Source organism: Polyangiaceae bacterium, assembly GCA_015075635.1.
In the GTDB taxonomy this organism is placed as follows: domain Bacteria; phylum Myxococcota_A; class Polyangia; order Polyangiales; family Polyangiaceae; genus JADJKB01.
Window position 1 is genome coordinate 2,850,632 of record JABTUA010000002.1, and the last position, 19,235, is coordinate 2,869,866.

General features: G+C 70.1%; 18 protein-coding genes. 12 read left to right on the top strand and 6 right to left on the bottom strand.

All coding sequences use genetic code 11. From position 1 onward, the window contains the following. The first annotated feature begins 45 nt into the window (after positions 1 to 45). The 3 genes from dauA to HS104_28890 all read left to right on the top strand — a co-directional run bounded on the left by dauA (position 46) and on the right by HS104_28890 (position 3,360). The gene (dauA, locus tag HS104_28880; protein MBE7483968.1) at positions 46 to 1,854 is read left to right on the top strand and encodes a C4-dicarboxylic acid transporter DauA; all 1,809 of its coding nucleotides are present in this window, start codon (positions 46 to 48) and stop codon (positions 1,852 to 1,854) included. Positions 1,855 to 1,901: 47 nt separating this feature from the next. Next, complete coding sequence (locus HS104_28885; protein ID MBE7483969.1) at positions 1,902 to 2,738, top strand: hypothetical protein; 837 nt, start codon at positions 1,902 to 1,904, stop codon at positions 2,736 to 2,738. A 223-nt stretch (positions 2,739 to 2,961) separates the two neighbouring features. Further along, entirely contained in the window at positions 2,962 to 3,360 is a 399-nt protein-coding gene (locus tag HS104_28890; GenBank protein ID MBE7483970.1) for a hypothetical protein, read from the top strand. A gap of 1 nt (position 3,361) precedes the next feature. Here the strand turns inward: HS104_28890 and HS104_28895 are convergent, their stop codons facing one another. Beyond that, positions 3,362 to 4,021 carry a hypothetical protein gene (locus HS104_28895; GenBank protein MBE7483971.1) on the bottom strand — a complete coding sequence of 220 codons (660 nt, stop codon included), beginning with the start codon at positions 4,019 to 4,021 and terminating at the stop codon, positions 3,362 to 3,364. Between the two features lie 66 nt (positions 4,022 to 4,087). Here HS104_28895 and HS104_28900 point away from each other — a divergent pair, with 66 nt between their 5' ends. Genes HS104_28900 through HS104_28915 form a run of 4 tightly spaced genes read left to right on the top strand, consistent with a single transcriptional unit; the run spans position 4,088 to position 5,805 of the window. Beyond that, positions 4,088 to 4,348 (top strand): AbrB/MazE/SpoVT family DNA-binding domain-containing protein, encoded by a 261-nt coding sequence (locus HS104_28900; protein ID MBE7483972.1) that lies wholly within the window; start codon positions 4,088 to 4,090, stop codon positions 4,346 to 4,348. After that, a complete protein-coding gene (locus tag HS104_28905) occupies positions 4,335 to 4,715 on the top strand; it encodes a type II toxin-antitoxin system VapC family toxin (protein MBE7483973.1) in 381 nt (126 codons plus the stop codon). Before HS104_28900 ends, HS104_28905 begins: the two co-directional genes overlap by 14 nt. After that, positions 4,712 to 5,392 (top strand): DUF4336 domain-containing protein, encoded by a 681-nt coding sequence (locus HS104_28910; protein ID MBE7483974.1) that lies wholly within the window; start codon positions 4,712 to 4,714, stop codon positions 5,390 to 5,392. Before HS104_28905 ends, HS104_28910 begins: the two co-directional genes overlap by 4 nt. After that, positions 5,374 to 5,805 (top strand): hypothetical protein, encoded by a 432-nt coding sequence (locus HS104_28915; protein ID MBE7483975.1) that lies wholly within the window; start codon positions 5,374 to 5,376, stop codon positions 5,803 to 5,805. The genes HS104_28910 and HS104_28915 overlap by 19 nt, the downstream gene beginning before the upstream one ends. A 6-nt stretch (positions 5,806 to 5,811) precedes the next feature. On the opposite strand, the gene HS104_28920 is transcribed toward HS104_28915, so the two are convergent. Next, complete coding sequence (locus tag HS104_28920; protein MBE7483976.1) at positions 5,812 to 7,959, bottom strand: hypothetical protein; 2,148 nt, start codon at positions 7,957 to 7,959, stop codon at positions 5,812 to 5,814. A 161-nt stretch (positions 7,960 to 8,120) separates the two neighbouring features. Between HS104_28920 and icd the strand changes: the two genes are divergently transcribed. Together icd and HS104_28930 are read left to right on the top strand one after the other, a co-directional pair. Continuing rightward, the gene (gene icd, locus HS104_28925; protein MBE7483977.1) at positions 8,121 to 9,509 is read left to right on the top strand and encodes an NADP-dependent isocitrate dehydrogenase; all 1,389 of its coding nucleotides are present in this window, start codon (positions 8,121 to 8,123) and stop codon (positions 9,507 to 9,509) included. 163 nt (positions 9,510 to 9,672) lie between these two features. Then, on the top strand, positions 9,673 to 10,116 hold the full coding sequence (locus tag HS104_28930) for a hypothetical protein (protein MBE7483978.1): 444 nt from the start codon (positions 9,673 to 9,675) through the stop codon (positions 10,114 to 10,116). On the opposite strand, the gene HS104_28935 is transcribed toward HS104_28930, so the two are convergent. Continuing rightward, the gene (locus HS104_28935) at positions 10,117 to 10,845 is read right to left on the bottom strand and encodes an N-formylglutamate amidohydrolase (protein MBE7483979.1); all 729 of its coding nucleotides are present in this window, start codon (positions 10,843 to 10,845) and stop codon (positions 10,117 to 10,119) included. It abuts the gene before it with no gap. 89 nt (positions 10,846 to 10,934) lie between these two features. Here HS104_28935 and HS104_28940 point away from each other — a divergent pair, with 89 nt between their 5' ends. Further along, positions 10,935 to 12,773 (top strand): hypothetical protein, encoded by a 1,839-nt coding sequence (locus HS104_28940; protein ID MBE7483980.1) that lies wholly within the window; start codon positions 10,935 to 10,937, stop codon positions 12,771 to 12,773. Between the two features lie 258 nt (positions 12,774 to 13,031). Here the strand turns inward: HS104_28940 and HS104_28945 are convergent, their stop codons facing one another. Next, positions 13,032 to 14,372: a hypothetical protein gene (locus HS104_28945; protein MBE7483981.1), complete on the bottom strand. Its 1,341-nt coding sequence runs from the start codon at positions 14,370 to 14,372 to the stop codon at positions 13,032 to 13,034. 189 nt (positions 14,373 to 14,561) lie between these two features. Here HS104_28945 and HS104_28950 point away from each other — a divergent pair, with 189 nt between their 5' ends. Further along, complete coding sequence (locus HS104_28950) at positions 14,562 to 15,848, top strand: sigma 54-interacting transcriptional regulator (GenBank protein MBE7483982.1); 1,287 nt, start codon at positions 14,562 to 14,564, stop codon at positions 15,846 to 15,848. Between the two features lie 10 nt (positions 15,849 to 15,858). Here HS104_28950 and HS104_28955 read toward each other — a convergent pair whose 3' ends face one another. Further along, a complete protein-coding gene (locus HS104_28955) occupies positions 15,859 to 17,493 on the bottom strand; it encodes a hypothetical protein (GenBank protein MBE7483983.1) in 1,635 nt (544 codons plus the stop codon). A 138-nt stretch (positions 17,494 to 17,631) separates the two neighbouring features. On the opposite strand from HS104_28955, the gene mdh reads away from it, so the two are divergent. Further along, a complete protein-coding gene (mdh, locus tag HS104_28960) occupies positions 17,632 to 18,573 on the top strand; it encodes a malate dehydrogenase (protein ID MBE7483984.1) in 942 nt (313 codons plus the stop codon). Positions 18,574 to 18,711: 138 nt separating this feature from the next. Here the strand turns inward: mdh and HS104_28965 are convergent, their stop codons facing one another. Next, positions 18,712 to 19,176: a CBS domain-containing protein gene (locus HS104_28965; protein ID MBE7483985.1), complete on the bottom strand. Its 465-nt coding sequence runs from the start codon at positions 19,174 to 19,176 to the stop codon at positions 18,712 to 18,714. Positions 19,177 to 19,235 lie beyond the last annotated feature (59 nt).

Here is a 19,235-nt window from a genome sequence, read left to right on the forward strand (position 1 = left end):
AACCAGCGCCCTTGGAGAGGAGCGCTCGCCGCTCCTTGACCCGGAATGATTCGACGTCGCGTGGCGCAGGCTGCGTCACTATTTCCACTCGGCAAGAGCTTGCGCCTGGGCACCGCGCTGCGCGAGCGGCTGCGCCGGGGCTACACGAAGGCCGACCTCCGAGCGGACGTGCTCGCGGGGCTGGTGGTCGGCATCGTCGCGCTCCCGCTCAGCATGGCCCTGGCGGTGGCCAGCGGAGCGCCGCCGCAACACGGCCTCTACACGGCCATCGTCGCGGGCGCCGTCATCGCGCTCCTGGGCGGCTCTCCGGTGCAGGTCTCGGGTCCCACCGCGGCCTTCGTGGTGCTGCTGACGCCCATCGCCAGCCGCTACGGCCTGGGTGGCCTGATGATGGCCACGGTGCTGGCGGGCAGCCTGCTGGTGGTCATGGGCATCGCGCGCTTCGGCCGCTTGATGCAGTTCGTCCCCTACCCCGTGGTCAGCGGCTTCACCGCGGGCATCGCCGTGGTCATCGCCTTGCTCCAGCTCAAGGACTTCCTGGGCTTGACCGTGGCGAAGATGCCCGAGCACACCCCGGAGCGCGTCGTCGCGCTCGGCCGAGCGCTCCCGAGCGCACGCTGGCAGGAGGTGCTGATCGGCGCGCTCACCCTGGCCGTGTTGGTGCTCTGGCCGAAGCTCACGCAGAAGATCCCGTCGCCGCTCGTCGCGCTGACGTTCGGCGGCCTGGTGGCCTTCGGGCTCGGGCACGCGTTGCCCGGGTTCCACGTCGACACCATCGCGGACCGCTTCAGCTACGTCGTGGGAGGCGTCACCCACGCCGGGATCCCGCGCTCCGCCCCGCTCCCGCTCTTGCCCTGGGAGATGGCGGGACCGGACGGCAGAGCGCTCGGGCTCTCGCTCGCGCTGTTGCGCGAGCTGTCCGGGCCAGCCTTCGCCATCGCGATGCTGGGGGCCATCGAGTCGCTGCTCTCCGCGGTCGTCGCCGACGGCATGACCGGCACCCGTCACGACCCCGACGTCGAGCTCGTCGCGCAGGGCATCGGCAACATCGTGGTGCCGTTCTTCGGAGGATTCGCCGCCACCGGCGCCATCGCGCGCACCGCGACCAACATCCGCTACGGCGCCCGCTCGCCGATCGCCGCCCTGGTCCACTCGCTCTTCGTGCTGGCCGCGGTGGTCGCCCTGGCGCCGCTGCTCGGTCACTTGCCGATGGCCTCGCTGGCGGCGCTGCTGCTGGTGATCGCCTGGAACATGAGCGAGCTCCGCCACGTGGTTCACATGGCGCGGATCGCCCCGAAGAGCGACGTCGCCGTGCTGGCCTCGTGCTTCGTGTTGACCGTGGCCTTCGACATGGTCGTGTCGGTGACCGTCGGCGTGATGCTGGCAGCGGTGCTGTTCATGCGGCGCATGGCCGAGGTCTCCAATGCGCAGCTCGTGGGCGCCGGTGGCCAATACGCGGGGCTCGAGATGCCCGCGGGGGTCACGCTCTACCGCATCGAGGGCCCGCTGTTCTTCGGCGCGGCGCAGAAGGCGATGCACACCTTCTCGGAGATCGGCAAGGAGACCAAGGTCGTGATCTTCGACGTGTCGCAGGTGCCCGCCATGGACGCGACCGGGATCGTGAACCTGGAGAGCGCGCTCGAGCGACTCAAGGGCCGAAGCGCACTCGCGATCCTGGTCGGGGCCCAGACCCAGCCCAGGACCCTGATCGAGCGCGCGGAGCTCACCGGCACGACCGGCGTCGTCTTGTGCGAGCGCCTGGCGGAGGCGCTGGAAAAGGCCGACGACTACATGGAAACCCGCGTTCCTTCCGTGGCGGCGCCGCCAGTGTCGGAGCGCCACCCGGCGAGCTGACCCGCCAGAGGCGGGACGAACGGCAGAATCCCGGCTAAACTCCGGGTGTGCTGCGGGTCCTGTCGAGGCTGCTGTTCGGCGCGGGGGTCGCGGTCACGCTGGCCGCGTGCGCCGTGGGCGCCGACGAGGAGGAGCCGCTGGACACGCCGGACGGAGCCGCCGGCAGCGGCGTCGCCGGCCTCGATCCCGGCACGGGAGGCGGCTGGGCCTCGGGCGGCACGAGCGGCGCGGCCGGCGCCGGCAACGGCGGGACGGCGGGTGGCCCATCAGGCGGCGGGAGCTCGAGCGGCGGCGCGGCCACCGGAGGAGGCCCGAGCGGCGGCGGCGGCGGCGGCGGCTCGTGCTCGCCGGGCGCGGTGCAACAGCTCGGCAGCTGCGAGAAGTGCGGCACCGCCGAGCGCAAGTGCAACGCGAGCGGTCAGTGGGACGCGCCGGTCTGCATCAACCAGAAGGACTGCAACCCCGGCGATCCCCAGAGCCAGCCCTGCGGCAGCTGCGGCACCCAGTCGCGCAGCTGCCAGGCCGACTGCACCTGGCCGAGCTGGGGCACCTGCTCGGGTCAAGGCGCGTGTACGCCCGGCCAGAAGCAGAGCTGCGGCAACTGCGGCACGCGCACGTGTAGCGCCAGCTGCACCTGGGGCAACTGCACCGGCGAGGGCGTCTGCGCGCCCGGCGCGACCAAGGCCGGCAGCTGCGACAACTGCTCGCACCTGGTCTGCAACTCGAGCTGCCAGTGGCCGACGAAGTGTACGCTCAAGGCGGGCAATCAGTGCGACTACGAGGCCGGCACGAACTGGCAGTGCTGCGCCGCTGGCAAGTGGCAGTTCTGCAGCTCGAGCTGTCAGTGGTTTCCCTGCCAGACTTGCTCGGGCTGCGGTTGCTGAAGTACCGGTGATGGCATGAGAGTCCTGTGCGCGGTCTTGGTCGTGGCCTCCGGCGCAGGTACCGTGCTGGCCTGCTCCGACGACACGTTCATCGCGACCAACGAGACCCTCGGTGGCGGCGGCGGCGCTACGAGCGGCGGCGCGGCGGGGGCGGCGCGGGCGGCGCGGCAGCCGGCGCCGCGGGCACGGCGGGCGCGGCGGGCGGGGCGGCGCGGCCGGAGGCATGGCCGGCGCGGCGGGAGGCGGCGGCAGCGGCGGCGCGACGACCTGCACCCCCGGCGACAAGCAGGCGCTGGGCACCTGCCAGAAGTGCGGCACGTCCCGGCGCACCTGTCAGGCGAACGGCACCTGGGGCGATCCCGTCTGCGAAGAGCAGAAGGAGTGCAACCCCGGCGACAAGACCACCAGCGGCTGCAGCGATCCTTGCGCGGAGAAGACCTGCGGCGCGAGCTGCACCTTCGGCGCCTGCGGCAAGAAGACGGGCGCCACCTGCTTGTACGAAGGCGGCAGCAACTGGCAGTGCTGCGGGGCGAAGAAGTGGCAGTACTGCTCCAGCGCTTGCGACTGGCACCCCTGCCAGACCTGCTCGTCGGCGTCGAGCTGCTACACGAAGTGTACCTGAGCTAATCCGCGCCTGCGTCGAGAGCCTCCGGCGGCGGAGGCTCCGCCGTGCGCTTCACCGGCAGCCGATCCGTCAGGATGATCTTCTTCTGGAACTCGGGCGTGCCCGGGTTCCCGCCGTGACACGACTTGCAGCGGAGCGGCTTTTCGCCCGCGGCTTGCAGGTCTTCGACCAGGTGCGTCGCCATCCACTCTGCGGCCCAGCGGGCATCGCGAGGCTGCCGGAGGATCTTGGCCGTGCCTTTGCCGTCCACCATGTGGCAGTCGTTGCACCAGAGCTCCCCACCCTTCTTCTTCTCGAGCGCGGGGATCAGCTCGCGGGCCATCCAGTTGGCCACGTGCTTCCTGTGCGTCATCTTCGCGTAGTCGGTCTCGTCGTGGCAGTACGAGCACTCGACGCCGAGGAAGTGCTTGACGCCGCCCATGATGGTGAAGACCTCGCGGTCGCAACGCGCCTTGGCCGCCACCCCGGTGTACTGCTTCTTGAGCGGCGCCGGCGGCGGCTTGCCCGGGACCTCTGCGCAGTCGTAGCCCAGGTTTGCTCGCCGCGGCGCTGGGGTCGCGCTCTCGGGAGCCGGGTCGGCGGGCAGCGGGGCCCCCCCGCAGGCCAGAGCCCAGGAGCCAGCAGAGACTACCCACACCGCAAGCGACGACTCACGCATCGAGGCGCTCACCATACAGGATGGGAGCCAGCTTGCACCCCTTTCATTACCATGGTACTGAAGGGCATGAAGTTGGCGCGCTCCCGGGTCACCGCGCAGGGGCAGATCTCCGTCCCGGCCGAGGTGCGGCGTCGCCTGGCGGTCGGCCCAGGCTCCGTGCTGGAGTGGGACGCGACCGGCGACACGATCGCCATCCGCCGGGTCGGGCGCTTCAGCTCCTCGGACCTCCATGCCGTCCTGTTCCCGCGCCCGCCCGCCGCGCGCACGCTGCGCGAGCTGGACGAGGGGATCCGCCAGCACGTGAGGCAGCGGCATGCGCGCCGTTGACACCAACGTGTTGGTGCGCCTCTTGGCGCGCGACGACCCCAAGCAGGTCGCGGCTGCCGAGGCCTTCGTGTCACCCGGCGCTTGGGTATCCCACCTGGCACTGGTGGAGACGAGCTGGGTGCTGAGCTCGGTCTACGAGGTCCCCCCGGCCCAGATCGCGTCCGCGATCGAGATGCTCTTGGACCACCAAACGCTCGCCGTCCAAGATCCCGACGTCGTGGCCGCCGCGCTGGCTCACTTCCGCAAGCGCCCGAGCCTCGGATTTTCGGACTGTCTGATGCTGGAGGTCGCCAGGCGTGCGGGGCACCTTCCCCTGGGCACCTTCGACCGGGACCTGGCCAAGCTGGACGGAGCGGAGAGAGTATGAACCTCGTCCCGTTCGCCGAAGATCTCTGGACGGTGGCGCGCCCGCAGCGCTTCTGGGGCGTCGAGACCGGCACGCGCACCACGATCATTCGCCTGTCGAGCGGCGGTCTGTTCGTGCACTGCCCCGTGGCGCTCGATCCGGCGCTGCGCCGCGAGCTGGACGCGCTCGGACCGGTGGTCGGCGTGGTCGCGCCCAGCCTGTTCCATCACCTGTACGTCGGTCAGTGGATCGAGGCCTACCCAGAGGCCGAGGTCTGGGCCTGCCCCGGGCTCGAGCGCAAGCGCTCGGATCTCGGCTGGACCGGCGTGCTCGGCGATGCGCCCGTCTCGGTCTGGAAGGCGGACGTCGAGCAGGCGGCCTTCACGGCGCGCTTCGAGAACGAGATCGTGTTCTTCCACCCGAAGAGCCGCACGCTGGTGTGCGCGGACGCGCTCCTGAACCTCTCCCGCCATCCCTCGCGGATGACCCGAGTCGCGGCCTTCCTGATGGCGAACACCGCGCCGGGCAAGGGCTACCTGGAGCGCATCGCGGTGCGCGACTACCGGCTCGGCCGCCGTCAGGTGGACCGCATCGCGCAGTGGGACATCGACAAGATCACGCTGGCGCATGGCGCGCAGGTCGAGCGCGACGGACGGCGCGTGCTCCTGGAGGCATACTCGTGGCTGAGAGGCTCCTGATCGTCGGCCTGATTCTGTTCGGGTGCTCGCGCGAGTCCGCGCCGACCTCGAAGCCGGAGGCAGCGGCGTCGGCGGTCCCCGCCGCGACGAGCCCCGAGTGCGAGAAGCTGTTCGAGCCTCCCGCCGGCGCGGTGCTGCTCTGCGACCAGCACGATCTGGCCACCGACGCCGAGATCCACTGGCGCTCCTTCGCCACCAGCGAGGCGCGCTCGGCGCTCGAGAAGCGCTACCGCGAGCTCGCCGGCCGCTGCGGAGCAGAGGTGACCTCGCGCCCCAACGAGCTCGGCATCGGCAAGGGCCCCTTCCGACTCTCCGTTCACGACGCCGAGCCGAAGGGCTACCCCGGCTGCGAGAAGGCGCCGGCGAGCGATCACCGCACGGTCGTGCTCATCTCGAGCATGTTCCGCCGCTGAGCCGGCTCACTTCCCGAGCGCGGCGCCCAGGCACGCGACCAACACGTTCGAGCCCGGCGCCGGCGTCTCCTCGCCCGCGAAGCGCACGAGCTGGCGGTGGGTCGCGGGACAGCTCGCGACCAGCGCGGGGTTCCCCAGCCCGCGGTCGGGCTCGACGTAGCACCAGCCGGTGCCCTCGGGCTTCACGTCGTTCTGACACGACCCGAGGTCGGTCGCGACGCCGAGCTCGCACAGGCAAAACGCCTCGCAGGAGAGCTGGTCCTTCGAACCAGGGCCGCACTGCCCCGACTCGCGGAGCTCTCGGCGCGCTGCGCTCGCCAGCGTCGCGCTGACGGGGTGCCGGTTCTTCGCTGCGTCGCAGCTGCAAGCGGACGCCGGCAGCGCCTCGACGACCGCGCACTTCACGGCGCCGTCGTCCGCGATCGACAGCGGCCTCGGCAGGCATTGCGTCAAGAGCTTGTCGCGCAGGCGCTCGACGATGGACTCGACCGCGGGGTTGTAGCCGAAGCTGGGGGAAGCGCTGTCGCCGCTCGACAGCTTGGGGCAGATCGACGCGACGATGGCCCCGTCGCCCAGGCCCTTCAAGACCTCGAGCTGGCGCGTGCCCGGATACGCCTTGGCGAAGTGCTGCGTGGTCCCGTACTGTCCGCTGGCGGGGTCCTGGCACAGCGGGTTCTTGCTCGGATCGCTGGAGGTCACGTTCGTGCAGTCGCAGGACCCGGTCGCCATCGTGCAATCTCGGGGCTTTGCGAGCGGGTAGATGCAGGCGTACTGCAGGTCCTCGCCGCCCGTGTTCCACTCGTGGCCGTTCACCGGGTGAGCGCCCGGCCCGTCCGGACCCACCAGCGGCACGCCGGTCGCAGGATGGACCCCGCTGCGCGGCAGGACGGACTCGCGCATGAGCGGATCGCCCGCTGGCGCTCCCGCGGACGGTAGGAGCCACGACCAGCGGTCCTGCTCGGTGAGCTGCCGCGCGGTCAGGTAGCGCATCGTGTCGGGGTCGCTCTGGCTCTCGGCGCTCGCCACGTCGTGCCAGGGCAGGCCCAGGATCCCCGCCAGGAGCACCTGCGAGGGGTCGCGTGCCCTGACGCCCGTCGGCGCGGAATAGAGCGGGTTCGGCACCTCTTCGCCGCGCCGGTTCCGGATCGTCGGCTTCGTGAGCCCGTCCACGTAGCGCGCTGTCGGGTACAGGAAGTCGATGCCGAAGCGCCGCTTCTGCTCCCAGCAGCGCAGGTTGCGGCTGTCCTCCGCGGTGTCGAGGACTGACGACTGGCACGCGGGATCGTCCGCGAGCGCGACGCAGCCGGCAGGCGGGGCGCTCTCGCTCGTGCCGCAGGAGCGACAGCACGGGCTGGCGATGTCGCTCGCGCACGCGCTGGTCGAGCGATACAGGTTCTGTTCCTGCTGCGTGGCGTACCAGGACCAGCCGTCGTCCACGAGGGAGCAATCGTTCTCGTCGCTGAGCATCACCACCAGGAGCAACGAGTCCGGGCGCAGGAACTCCTTGCGCTGCGCCAAGAGGACCTCGTCCACGCCCTCGGCGACGGTGACCCCGTCCTTCTTGGTGACGGTCAGCGGCGGCTCGGGGTCGATCAGGAAGCGGTACCAGGCCTCCAACGACGCCTCGTATCCGCAGCCCTCGTCGCCCGCCGCCTTCACCTGCTGGGCCAGCCCTTGGACGAACGCGCTCGGATCTGCCGTGTCGTCGCCGGGGCTCCAATCGAGGTGTGGGGCCAGGAGGTGGCCGGCCTGATCTTGGGTCGGGTTCCACTTCTGCCACTTGGGAGTGCAGATGTCCGAGCCGTGTCCGCCGAGGCTCGAGCTCAGCACCCCGACGTGGATGTCGGTGACCGGCCGGAACTCCGGCGCGCCGACCGCGCAGGGATGATTCGTCCCGAGGGGCGCTCCGCTCGTCTCGTCCACGCAGCGCGGAGCGACCAGCCGCCGCACCAGCGCAGGAACTGCGTCCGCGAGCAACGCCTGCTTGTCCGCCATCGACTGCGAGTTGTCGATCATGAACAAGAGGTCGATCTTGCTGGGCGCCTCCAGGGCCAACTGCTTGACCACCACGTTGCTGGTCGCGGGCTCCATCGTCGAGAGCGGTCGATCCAGGCAACCCGTGGCCAGGAGCACCGCGAGCCCAGCCCCCAGCATGACCCCGGACCTGCGAGCACACCTCCTCCGTTCAGCCGTCGCTCCCATGCGCGCCTCCACCCTCGTTCGTCGCGCGAGCGCCTGGGCTGGATCGGCGACCTTGCCGCACCACGCGGTCTGGTCTAATCCGACAGCACTTTTTCCCCCGGAGACCCGAAGAAATGGCGAAGCTCGAAGCCCCCAAGACAGGCGAAGCGATCACGATGTCCGGCACGGCGCTCAGCGTGCCCGACCAGCCCATCATCCCGTTCATCGAGGGGGACGGCACGGGACCCGACATCTGGCGCGCGTCGAGCGCGGTGCTCGATGCCGCGGTCGCGAAGGCCTACGGCGGCAAGCGGAAGCTCGCCTGGTACGAGGTCTACGCCGGCGAGAAGAGCAAGAAGCTCTTCGACTCCTGGCTGCCGGACGAGACCGTGGACGCCTACCGCAAGTACCTGGTCGGCATCAAAGGCCCGCTGACCACTCCGGTGGGCAAGGGCATCCGCTCGCTGAACGTGGCGCTGCGCCAACAGCTCGACCTCTACGTGTGCCTCCGCCCGGTGCGCTGGTTCACCAACGTCCCGAGCCCGGTCAAGCGACCCGGCGACGTGAACATGGTGATCTTCCGCGAGAACACCGAGGACATCTACGCCGGCATCGAGTGGGAGAGCGAGAGCGCCGAAGCCAAGAAGGTGATCGCCTTCCTTCAGAACGAGATGGGCGTGAAGAAGATCCGCTTCCCGGAGACCAGCGGCATCGGCGTCAAGCCCGTGAGCCGGCAGGGGACGGAGCGCCTGGTCAAGGCGGCCATCGAGTTCGCGCTGCGCAACAAGAAGAAGAGCGTGAACCTGGTCCACAAGGGCAACATCATGAAGTTCACCGAGGGCGGCTTCCGCGACTGGGGCTACGCCCTCGCCACGCGGGAGTTCCGCGCGCAGGTGGTCACCGAGCGCGAGAGCTGGATCCTCGGCAACCTCGAGCAGAACCCGAAGCTCACGGCCGAGGAGAACGCCAAGCTGATCGAGCCGGGCTACGACATGGCCCCGCCGGAGGCCCAGGCCGAGATCCGCGCCGAGGTCGAGGCGGCGGCGAAGCTCGTCCCGACCCACGGCGGTGGCAAATGGAAGAGCCTGCTCCGCATCAAGGACAGCATCGCCGACATCACGCTGCAGCAGGTGCTGACGCGTCCCAAGGAGTTCGACGTCATCGCCACGCTCAACCTGAACGGCGACTACCTCTCGGACGCCCTGGCGGCTCAGGTCGGGGGCATCGGCATCGCTCCCGGCGGCAACATCAACTACGTCACCGGCCACGCCGTGTTCGAGGCGACCCACGGCACCGCGCCGAAGTACGCGAACCTCGACAAGGTCAACCCCGGCTCGGTGATCCTGTCCGGCGAGATGCTGCTCCGGCACCTGGGCTGGAACGAGGCGGCGGATCTGGTCATCAAGGGCATGGACGGCGCCATCGGCGCCAAGACCGTGACCTACGACTTCGCGCGCTTGATGGAAGGCGCGAAGGAAGTGAAGTGCTCCGAGTTCGGCAAGGCGATCGTCGAGCACATGTGACGCGAGCACACCCGCACACACACCGGCGCCAAGGCTGAAACCCACGCCCTTTTCGCGCACGGCCCCGCATTGTCCTCGGGGCCGAGGGGGGTTAGGGTCCCCGCGCGTGAGTCACGGGGCACTCCCTCCGCCCAGCGTCGTCTGTGTGGGTTGCGGTCAGCGGTTGGACCTGACGAGGGACCACTGCGCCGTCTGCGGGAAGTCCGTGGTGCGCGAGCCCGAGGACTCGGATCCGACCTGGCCCGAGCCGGTGGAGAATCCGGCCATCATCGGCACGCCGCTCGCGGGGGCGAATCGCAAGGAACGCCTCGAGCGCATCGTGCGCGAGCTCGACGTCACCGTGCGGCGCGCCGGACCGACGCTTCAAGTCACGCTGCTGCTCCGGCGCGGGAGTCCGCTGCCGGAGCTCCCCATCGAGCTCGGCGTCTCGCTGCTCGACGCGCAAGGCCACCACAGTGGACCGCCCGACGCCTTCGTGCGACTCGAGGCGTTGCAGGAGCCCGTGTTGTGCTCCATCCCGGCGCGCGGGTCGCGCACCGGCGATCCTGCGACCCTCGCGTTCAATTTGGGCGACGCCCAGACCGAGCTCCCGACGCAGGTGCGCTAGCTACCCGAGCGTCTTCCCGAGCTCGCCCAGCGCCGCCACCACCTTGGCGCGCACCCGCGCCTCCACGGCCAGATCCTGTCGGACCTCCAGTTCGAGCGCGCGCCGTCCGTGCGCCATGGCGTGGCGGCGGGCGCTGTAGATCAGCCCCGCTTGCCCGGAGTACGGCTCGTTCATCCGCACCACCAGGCCGGTCGTCCCGAGCGCAGCGCGGGCGCGCTCGGCGAGCTCCTCCTCTTCGTCGAACAAGACGCCGACCTCCACATCGCGGGCGACGCCGTTCCAAACCGGCGTGAAGGTGTGGATGGCCAACACCACGCGGCACTGGCTGCGCGCGACCTCGCGCTCGACCGCCGCGTGATACGGACGCCACAAGCGGGCCAGGCGTCGCTCGCGCTCTTCCGCGTCGAGGGCGTGATTCAGTCGCACCTCCTCGCCCTCCGCCAGAGCCAGGAAAAGGTCGCGCGCCGACTCTTCGCGGTTGGGGTCGGCGAGCAAGCGGCTGAAGCGCGACAGCACGGCGGTCGCGCCGAGCGCGGCGCAGAGATCGCGCGCAAGATCTTCGGCCCCGATGTCGTACGCCCAGTGCGTGCCCACGAGCCAGCGGTCCTCGGCAGCCCAGCGCCAGGGCTCGGGCAGGCGCTCGGAGGCGTGCTCGCAGGTGATCAAGAAGGGCGAGCCGCCGCTGCCGCCCACGACGACCTCGACCGCGTCTTCGACGAAGGACTCCACGTAAGCTCTTGTCGCACACGTCGTCGATCAGGTGAAGCGCCCCCGTGCCTCGACACCACGCTCGAGGGCGGGCTATCTTCGAGCGTGGATTGCCTCGGCTTCCTCGACTGCTCGGGCTGCTCGCGGCCGGCCTCGTGGTCTGGCTCGTCGGGGCTTGCTCGCTCTTGTCCGACCTGGACGCGCTGAAGCAGGGCTCCGGAGCCGACGCGAGCGCGCCCGACAGCGACGGCGGCAAGAACGACGGCGGAGCCTGCAAGCCCAAGAAGTGCAGCGAGCTCGGCGCTTCGTGCGGGGAAGCGCTGGACGGCTGCGGGGGCAAGCTCAGTTGCGGCGACTGCCCGGGCGGCTTGTTCTGCGGGGGCGCGGGCCCCAACAAGTGCGGGCAGACCCCCTGCATCGCCAAGACCTGCCAGGAGCTGAGCGCCGAGTGCGGGCAGGCCTCGGATGGCTGCGGCAAGGTGCTCGAGTGCGGCGGCTGCACGCTGCCCGAGAAGTGCGGCGGCAGCGGCACCGCGAACGTCTGCGGCTGCACGCCCATCAGCTGCGAGACCGTAAAGGCCACCTGCGGTGAGCTCTCCGACGGCTGCGGCGGCAAGCTCAACTGCGGCACCTGTCAACCGCCAGCTACATGTGGAGGTGCCGGACCGGCGAACCAGTGCGGCTGCAAGCCCAAGACCTGCGTCGATCTGGGCATGAACTGCGGCAAGGTGCCGGACGGCTGCGGGGGCCTCGCGGACTGCGGCAGCTGCGCCAGCGGTCAGATCTGCGGCGGCGCGGGCCCCAACAAGTGCGGCACTGCGCCGTGCCAACCCAAGAGCTGCGCCGATCTGGGCAAGAACTGCGGTCAGGTCTCGGACGGCTGCGGCAATACGATCAGCTGCGGCTCCTGCTCGGGCTCGCAGACCTGTGGCGGCAGCGGGACCCCCAACGTCTGCGGCTGCACGCCCACCAGCTGCGCCGCCGAGGGCAAGAACTGCGGGAGCATCAGCGACAAGTGCGGAGGGACGCTGAGCTGCGGCTCGTGCAACTCCCCGAACAGCTGTGGCGGCGGAGGCGTCCCCAACGTGTGCGGCTGCTCTCCCCAGAGCTGCAGTGCGCAGGGCAAGAACTGCGGCGTCATCTCCAACGGCTGCGGCGGCAGCGTCAACTGCGGCGCCTGCAACGCCCCGCTGAGCTGCGGCGGCGGCGGCACGGCCAACGTGTGCGGCTGCTCTCCCACCAGCTGCTCGGCTCAGGGCTACTCGTGCGGCACCATCAGCGACGGCTGCGGCGGCCAGCTCAACTGCGGCGGTTGCGGAACGAACCAGCAGTGCGTCTCTGGCCAGTGCCAGAGCACCTGTTACACTTGCAGCTCCCTCGGTAAGAACTGCGGCCAGGTCTCCGACGGCTGCGGCGGGGTGCTCAACTGCGGGAGCTGCCAGAGCCCGGAGTGGTGCGGTGGCGGCGGCTCGAGCAACGTCTGCGGCTGCTCGGCCCCGAGCTGCGCCGGCAAGTGCGGCGTCATCCCGAACCCCTGCGGCGGCAGCGTCAACTGCGGCGGTTGCCCGGGTGGGCAGACCTGCTTCAACGGGTCCTGCTGCACGCCGACCAGCTGCGGCGCTCAGGGCAAGAGCTGCGGCAGCATCTCGGACGGCTGCGGCGGAGTGCTCGAATGCGGTACCTGCTACGGCAATCAGGGCTGCTCCCCCAACGGCACCTGCGACTTCGCCGGATTCGCGTCTTGCGACGGCTGCCCCGGCGGCTGGGACACCGCGTTCACCGAGTACTGCGCCTATGGTTGCAGCAGCTATTACGAAGCGCTCTGCGTGCAGCCTGGCTTCGACTACTGGGCCGGCTGCGGCGGCTGCCCGGGCGGCTACCACGAAGCCGCCTCGAGCTACGCCTACTGCGCCTGCGGCAGCTACGCGGTCTTGTGCCTGAAGGACTAGGCGGCGGGCGACCGTGGTCGCCCGACCCCTGGATCACCGGAACGGTCTGGTCATGATCAGATCTCGATCCGCCACTGTGACGAAGTGCGAAGACCGGCCGGACGCGCTTCGCGATACCCGACGGGGTGGACCGGCGCCGCCCGTTTCGACCGAACGGAAGCGTCGCATGGCGGTTGCTGTTGCCAGCGGAGCGCGAATTAGGGACACCCCTAGACCGGAGTGCGAGGACCGGTCGGCGCGCCTCGCGATACCCGAGAATTACCGCTGCACCAGGTGCACGTCCACGACCTGCCCCATGCGCGGCACGCCGTCCCTCTCGAAGACCATCACCGAGCGCTCGATCTCGCAGTTGCCCCGCGCGTCGCACTGGGGCTTCTGCCGGAATCCGAGCTCGATGCGAGTGACCCCCCTGTGCGAGAGCGAGACCAGCTCGCTCGCCTGAGATTCACGGTCGCGATTCTCGTCCGCCCACAAGAGGAGCGACGCGTAGGCGGCGTCGGCCGGCGTGATCGCGCCGTCCTGGTCCGAGTCGAGCTCGGCCAGCGCGAAGAAGCCGTTGTCCGCCCGGGTGCCGTCCCGAAGCGTCGTGCCGGAGCCGAACAGCTCGCCGCCGTCGTCGATGCGACCGTTGCCGTTGCGGTCCAGGGCCAGCCAGGGCGTGCGCGCCGTCGGCCAATCGCTGCTCCGACTCACCCGGCTCTGGTCCAAATCGAAGCTCCCGCTCGCCGGCGCGAGCTCGGCCGGGGCTGCGTCGAAGGCGAGCACCAGCGGCGTGGAGCACTTCCAGGTGCGGCCCTTGGTGTCCGTGCACTGGAAGGTGTTGCCCGTCATCGTGACCTTGCCGTCGCAGTGGTCTTCAACCCACTTCTTGACGGCGTCATCCCACTTCTGGGGGCCGCCGTTCGCCTCGTCCCGCCGGTGACACCAGGCCTGGAACCACTCCCAGGTGCAGCCGTTGGTGTTGTACTCCGCGGTGCACTTGTCACCGTAGCCCAGATCACCGTTGCAGTTGTGGGGCTCGAGATCGCTGCAGTCGAAGGTCTCGCCGCAGTCTTCGTCGGCCGTGCCGTCGCAGTCGTCGTCCTTGCCGTTGCCGCACAGCTCCTCCGGCGGCACGCACTCGGCGGGCTTGCCGTCCTGCCGGCAGGTGGTGTCGCCGTTCGAACCGCAGGCCGTGACGCACGAGACGAGCTGTCCCGGAGTGCAGGGGCCGCCACCGTAGCCGCCGTCGCCACCGTCCCCCGCGGCTCCGCCCTGACCGCCTCCGCCCATCAGGCAGGAGTTGTCCACGACGCCGTCGCAGTCGTTGTCCACGCCGTCGCCGCACTCCTCGTCCGAAGGCATCGCCGGCTGGCAGGCGCCCCACTTGCCTTGGGAGTTGCAGTAGCGTTCGCCCACCGCGCAGTCGACCGCGTCCTGCACGTTGCACGCCGCGCTGGTCCCCGGCGTGCAGCTGTCGTTCAGCGGCGACATGGCGCTGCCCTCGTTGGTGGCGATCTCGTCCCCGACTCCGGCGGCGCAGCCGATCAGGAGCCCGACGGCGGAGAGCGAGAACGAGGGCAGCCAAGTGCGACGGAACGACGAGAAGCGAGCGAACATCCGTTTCCTCCTGAGCGCGCGGGTGGCGAGCCAGAAAGAGCAACCCGCGTGCCAGTCGGAAATGGGGGCGAATTCCTCGGAAATCGCCAGCTCGTACCCGGACGCCGGGGCGGGGCGGCTGCTCCTGTGTCCCGTATTTCCCGGCGCTTTTGCTGTACGAACACTGTCCGTACACTCCGACAGGACCCGATGAGCGAGCGGACCGACACGCACACGGCGCTGGACCTGCCGGAGCTGTCGGCGACCAGGCCGGTGCTCGGCGTGGTGGTGGTGTTCAGCGAGGGCACGCCCGCGGTCTACGCTCTGCCCGTCGAAACGCGCGTGCGCGTCGGACGAGACCCGGAGCTCGAGCTCTCGGTCGACGACGGCAAGGCGTCCCGCTGCCATGCCGAGCTCTCGCCGGCGGCGGGAGGCGTCCTGGTGACCGACCTCGAGAGCCGCAACGGAACCTTCCTGGACGGCGTGCCGGTGAAGGCGCGCGATACCCTGGCCAAGGTGGGCTCGCTCATCCGCGCGGGACGCACTCTCCTGATGGTGACGGCAAATGTGCGCCCGTATCTGCGCGACGCGCAGCCGGACGCGCTGCTCGTCGGCGGTCCTGCGCTCGACGAGACGCGTCAAGTCATCGCCGTGGTCGGTCCGAGCCGCGTGCCGGTGTTGATCGAGGGGGAGACGGGCACCGGCAAGGAGCTCGTGGCTCAGGCCATCCACCGGGCCAGCGGCCGCAAGGGCGAGCTGTGCGCCGTCAACTGCGCGGCGCTCCCCGGCGAGCTGGTCGAGTCCGAGCTGTTCGGCCACGCCCGCGGTGCGTTCTCGTCGTCGGCGGGCGCCCGCAAGGGGCTGTTCCGCGCGGCCGACGGGGGCACGCTGTTCCTCGACGAGATCGGCGATCTGCCGCTCCCCGCCCAGGCCAAGCTGCTCCGGGTGCTGGAGACGGGCGAGGTCCGCTCGGTCGGGGAGGACCACCCGGCGAAGGTGGACGTGCGGGTGATCGCCGCCACGAATCGCGACCTCGACCGGATGATCGTGGACGGGCCCTTCCGCGCCGACCTGTTCCACCGCATCGCCAGCGGGCGCATCGCGCTGCCGCCGCTCCGCGCGCGGCGCGAGGACGTTCCGGCGCTCGCTCGGAGCTTCGTGGGCCCGGAGCTCCGCTTCACCGCCCGAGCCATGGAGCGCCTGATGCTGCACGCCTGGCCCGGCAACGTGCGCGAGCTCAAGAACGTGATCTCGGCCGCGGCCGCCCGGGTCGAGGCCCGGGACTCGGTGCGCATCGACGCCGAGGACGTGGCGCTGGGCGGCCGCCGGGCACCGGCTACGGACGGCCAGCCCACGGAGGAACAACGCCTGCGCGACGCCCTGGCCGAGCACGGTGGCAATGTCTCGCACGTGGCGAAGGCGCTCGGCATGCGCCGGCCCGCGCTCTACGAGGCGTTCAAGCGGCTCGCCATCGACCCGGCGAGCTACCGGCGCTGAGCCGCCGCCTTCACCAGCAAGCGCCCAAGTAGCACTTCTTGCCGCCGCTGCAGTCGCCGTGGTTGCAGCAGCCAGCGCAGTAGCTGCCGCAGTTCTTGGGAAAGAGCCAGTGGCACACGCAGCTGCCGCCGCTGCAGGACTGGTTGGTGCCGCACTTCTTCCCGCACTGGCCGCAGTTGCTGGAGTCGTTGAAGACGTCCACGCACTGGTTGTTGCACTCCGCCACGTTCGGGGGGCAAGTGACGTCGCACGCGCCGTTGACGCAGGTGGAGGTACCTCCGGAGGCAGCCGAGCAGACCTTGCCGCAGACGCCGCAGTTCGCGCTGTCGGCCTTCAGATCGACGCAGGCCGTGCCGCAAGGCGAGAGGCCTTGCGCGCAGGCGATGGTGCAGTTTCCGCCGGCACACGCGGGGCTCCCGTTACCGGCCGTGGGAGGTGGGCATGCCTTGCAGCCGGCGCCGCAGTGTTGCGGATCCACCGTAGTGTCGAAGCAGGTCGTCCCCGCGCCGCACGTGGAGAACCCCGGCGAGCAGCCCACGCCGCAGGCGCCGCCGGCGCAAGTGGGGAAGCCGTTCGGCGTACCCGGGCAGACCGTGGTGCAGGTGCCGCAATGGCTCGGATCGGTGGTGGTGCCGGTCTCGCAGCCGTTCGCCGGATTGCCGTCGCAGTCCGCGTAGCCGGTGCTGCAACCTCCGGTCGCGCACTTGCCCGCGACGCAGGTCGGCGTGCCGTTCGCCGAGGGACAGGCGTTGCCGCAGCTCCCGCAGTTGGACACGTGCGCGTTCAGGTCCGTCTCGCAGCCGTTGTCGATGTTGTTGTCGCAGTTGCCGAAGCCCGGGTTGCAGATCAGATCGCACTTGCCGGCGACGCAGCCAGCCACGCCGTTCGTCGAGTTGCACTTCTTGCCGCAGCCTCCGCAGCTCGACGGGTCCGTGCTGGCGCTGCTCTCACAGCCGTTCGCGGGGTTGCCGTCGCAGTCGGCCCAGCCGTCGTCGCACTTCTGAACCACGCAGCGCGCGATGGGGTATCCGCTGGGGTTGGCTTCGCACGCCGACGACGCATGCGGCAGGTTGCACACGTTGCCGCAGAACGAGCAGTTCTTCGGATCCGCGAGCAGATCGATCTCGCAGCCGTTGGAGGGGTCCTTGTCGCAGTTGCCGTTGGTCGGCGGCGAGCAGGGGTTGTCGGCGCAAGCGCCGTCGATGCACACGGCCCCAGGCGCCTTGGTGACGGCGCAGTCCGTGCCACACGCCCCGCAGTTCATCGGGTCGGCGCCCAGGCTGGTCTCGCAGCCGTCGGTCGGATCGCCGTTGCAGTCGCTCCAGTCGGTGTCGCAGTGGTCGACGATGCAGCCCTTCACGTCTTCGCACTTCGCGCTGGCGTGCGGCAGCACGCAGGGCGCGCAGCTGGTCGAGGCCTTGCAGCCGCTCTGCGGGTCGTTCGAGCTCACGCAGATGAGGCCGCCGGCCTCGTCGGGACAGGCCTTGCTGGGGGGAAAGCAGGAGCTGGTCACGCTCTGCCCCGCGTCGGAGCCGCCACCGCCGTCCTCGCTCGCCGAGAGGCCCCCCGCCTTCTCGACGCTGCACGCCCCAGCCGCGCCGAGCGCCGTGCCTGCGAGCAGGAGGATCGCCGAGAGCCGCCGCATCACGTGCGAGCTTACCACGCGCAAACACTGCGGTCCCGTGCTCGATTGCCCCCACCGCGACGTCGAGCTAAGCCTGGCGCCCCGTGCTCGTCGGGGTGGAGAGCACCCCCACTCGAGACACCAGAAAGGTCACCTACCATGGCAAGGAAGAAGATCGCACTCATCGGCGCAGGCAACATCGGCGGGGAGCTCGCCAACCTGTGCGTGGCGAAGCAGCTCGGCGACGTGGTGCTGTTCGACATCCCCGCCAAGGAGAGCTTCGCCAAGGGCAAGGCCCTGGACCTCGAGCAGAGCTCGGCCATGAACGGCGGCGACGTCAAGGTCACGGGTACGGCCAAGTGGGAGGACTGCGCCGGCGCCGACGTGCTGATCGTCACTGCGGGCATCCCGCGCAAGCCCGGCCAGAGCCGCGACGACCTGGTGGGCGTGAACCTCCCGATCATCCGCGACGTGGCCGACAACGCCAAGAAGCACTGCCCGAACGCCTTCGTGATCGTGATCTCGAACCCCCTCGACGCCATGGTCTACGAGCTGAAGCGCCGCACGGGCTTCGCCTCGGAGAAGGTCGTGGGCATGGCCGGCGTGCTCGACAGCGCGCGCTTCACGCTGTTCCTCGCCCGCGAGCTGAACGCCAGCATCAAGGACATCCGCGCCATGGTGCTCGGCGGCCACGGCGACGACATGGTGCCGATCCTGTCGAACTGCACCATCAGCGGCGTTCCGCTGCCGCAGATGATCGCGAAGGACAAGCTCTCGGCCATCGTCGATCGCACCCGCAAGGGCGGCGGCGAAATCGTCGGATTGATGGGCACCAGCGCGTATTACGCGCCGGCAGCCGCCTCCATCGCCATGGCGGAGGCCTACCTGGGCGATCAGAAGCGTCTCCTGCCCTGCGCCGCGTACCTGACCGGGCAATACGGCTACAAGGACCTGTACATGGGCGTGCCGGTCGTGATCGGCGCCGGCGGCGTCGAGAAGATCGTCGAGGTCCCGCTGAACGACGAGGAGAAGGGCATGCTCGCCAAGAGCGCCGCCAGCGTTCAGAGCGTGGTGGACGTGGTCAAGAAGATGGCCGGCTGAGGCAGGGCACCTTCCTGTCCGGTGGAACAGCGCGTCCGGTGGCGTCGATCGCCAGGCGCGTGTGTCGGCAATCACCCAGATGAGAACGCGGCCGCGCTTCCGGTCAGGAGGCGCGGCCGTCGGCGTTTCCTCCAGTGCTCAGCCGAGCGCACGGCTCGGGGGCGGCGGCACTTCGCCGTCCGAGAGCCGCACGATCCACAAGCGCAGGAAGTCCGCCTCCGTCACGATGCCGACCAGGTGATCGTCACCCTCGACCACCGGCAGGCACCCGAGCTTCGAGTCCCACATCAAGCGCGCCGCCTCGAGCAGCGGCTCGCCGGGACCGACGGTGACCACGTTCTTCTGCATGATCAGCTTGACGGGCTGCTGGTAGATGAGCGCGTCGCGCTGCTCCGCCATCGAGGACAGGAAGCTGGACGAGGCGTGGAGCAGATCGCGGTGCGTCACCAGCCCGGTCAGCTTGTCGCCGTCCACCACGGGCATGTGGCGAAAGCGGAAGCGCTTGAAGCCGTCGTCGAGGGAAGCGATGGTGTCGTTCTCGGTCACGGTGACGACCTTTCGGGTCATCACCTCGCCGACGGTCTTGGGCAAGGTCGGGCTCATTACCTGCCTTGGTAGAGCGCGCCGACGGCACGCGTCAAGACTGAGCCGCGGCCCCGCGG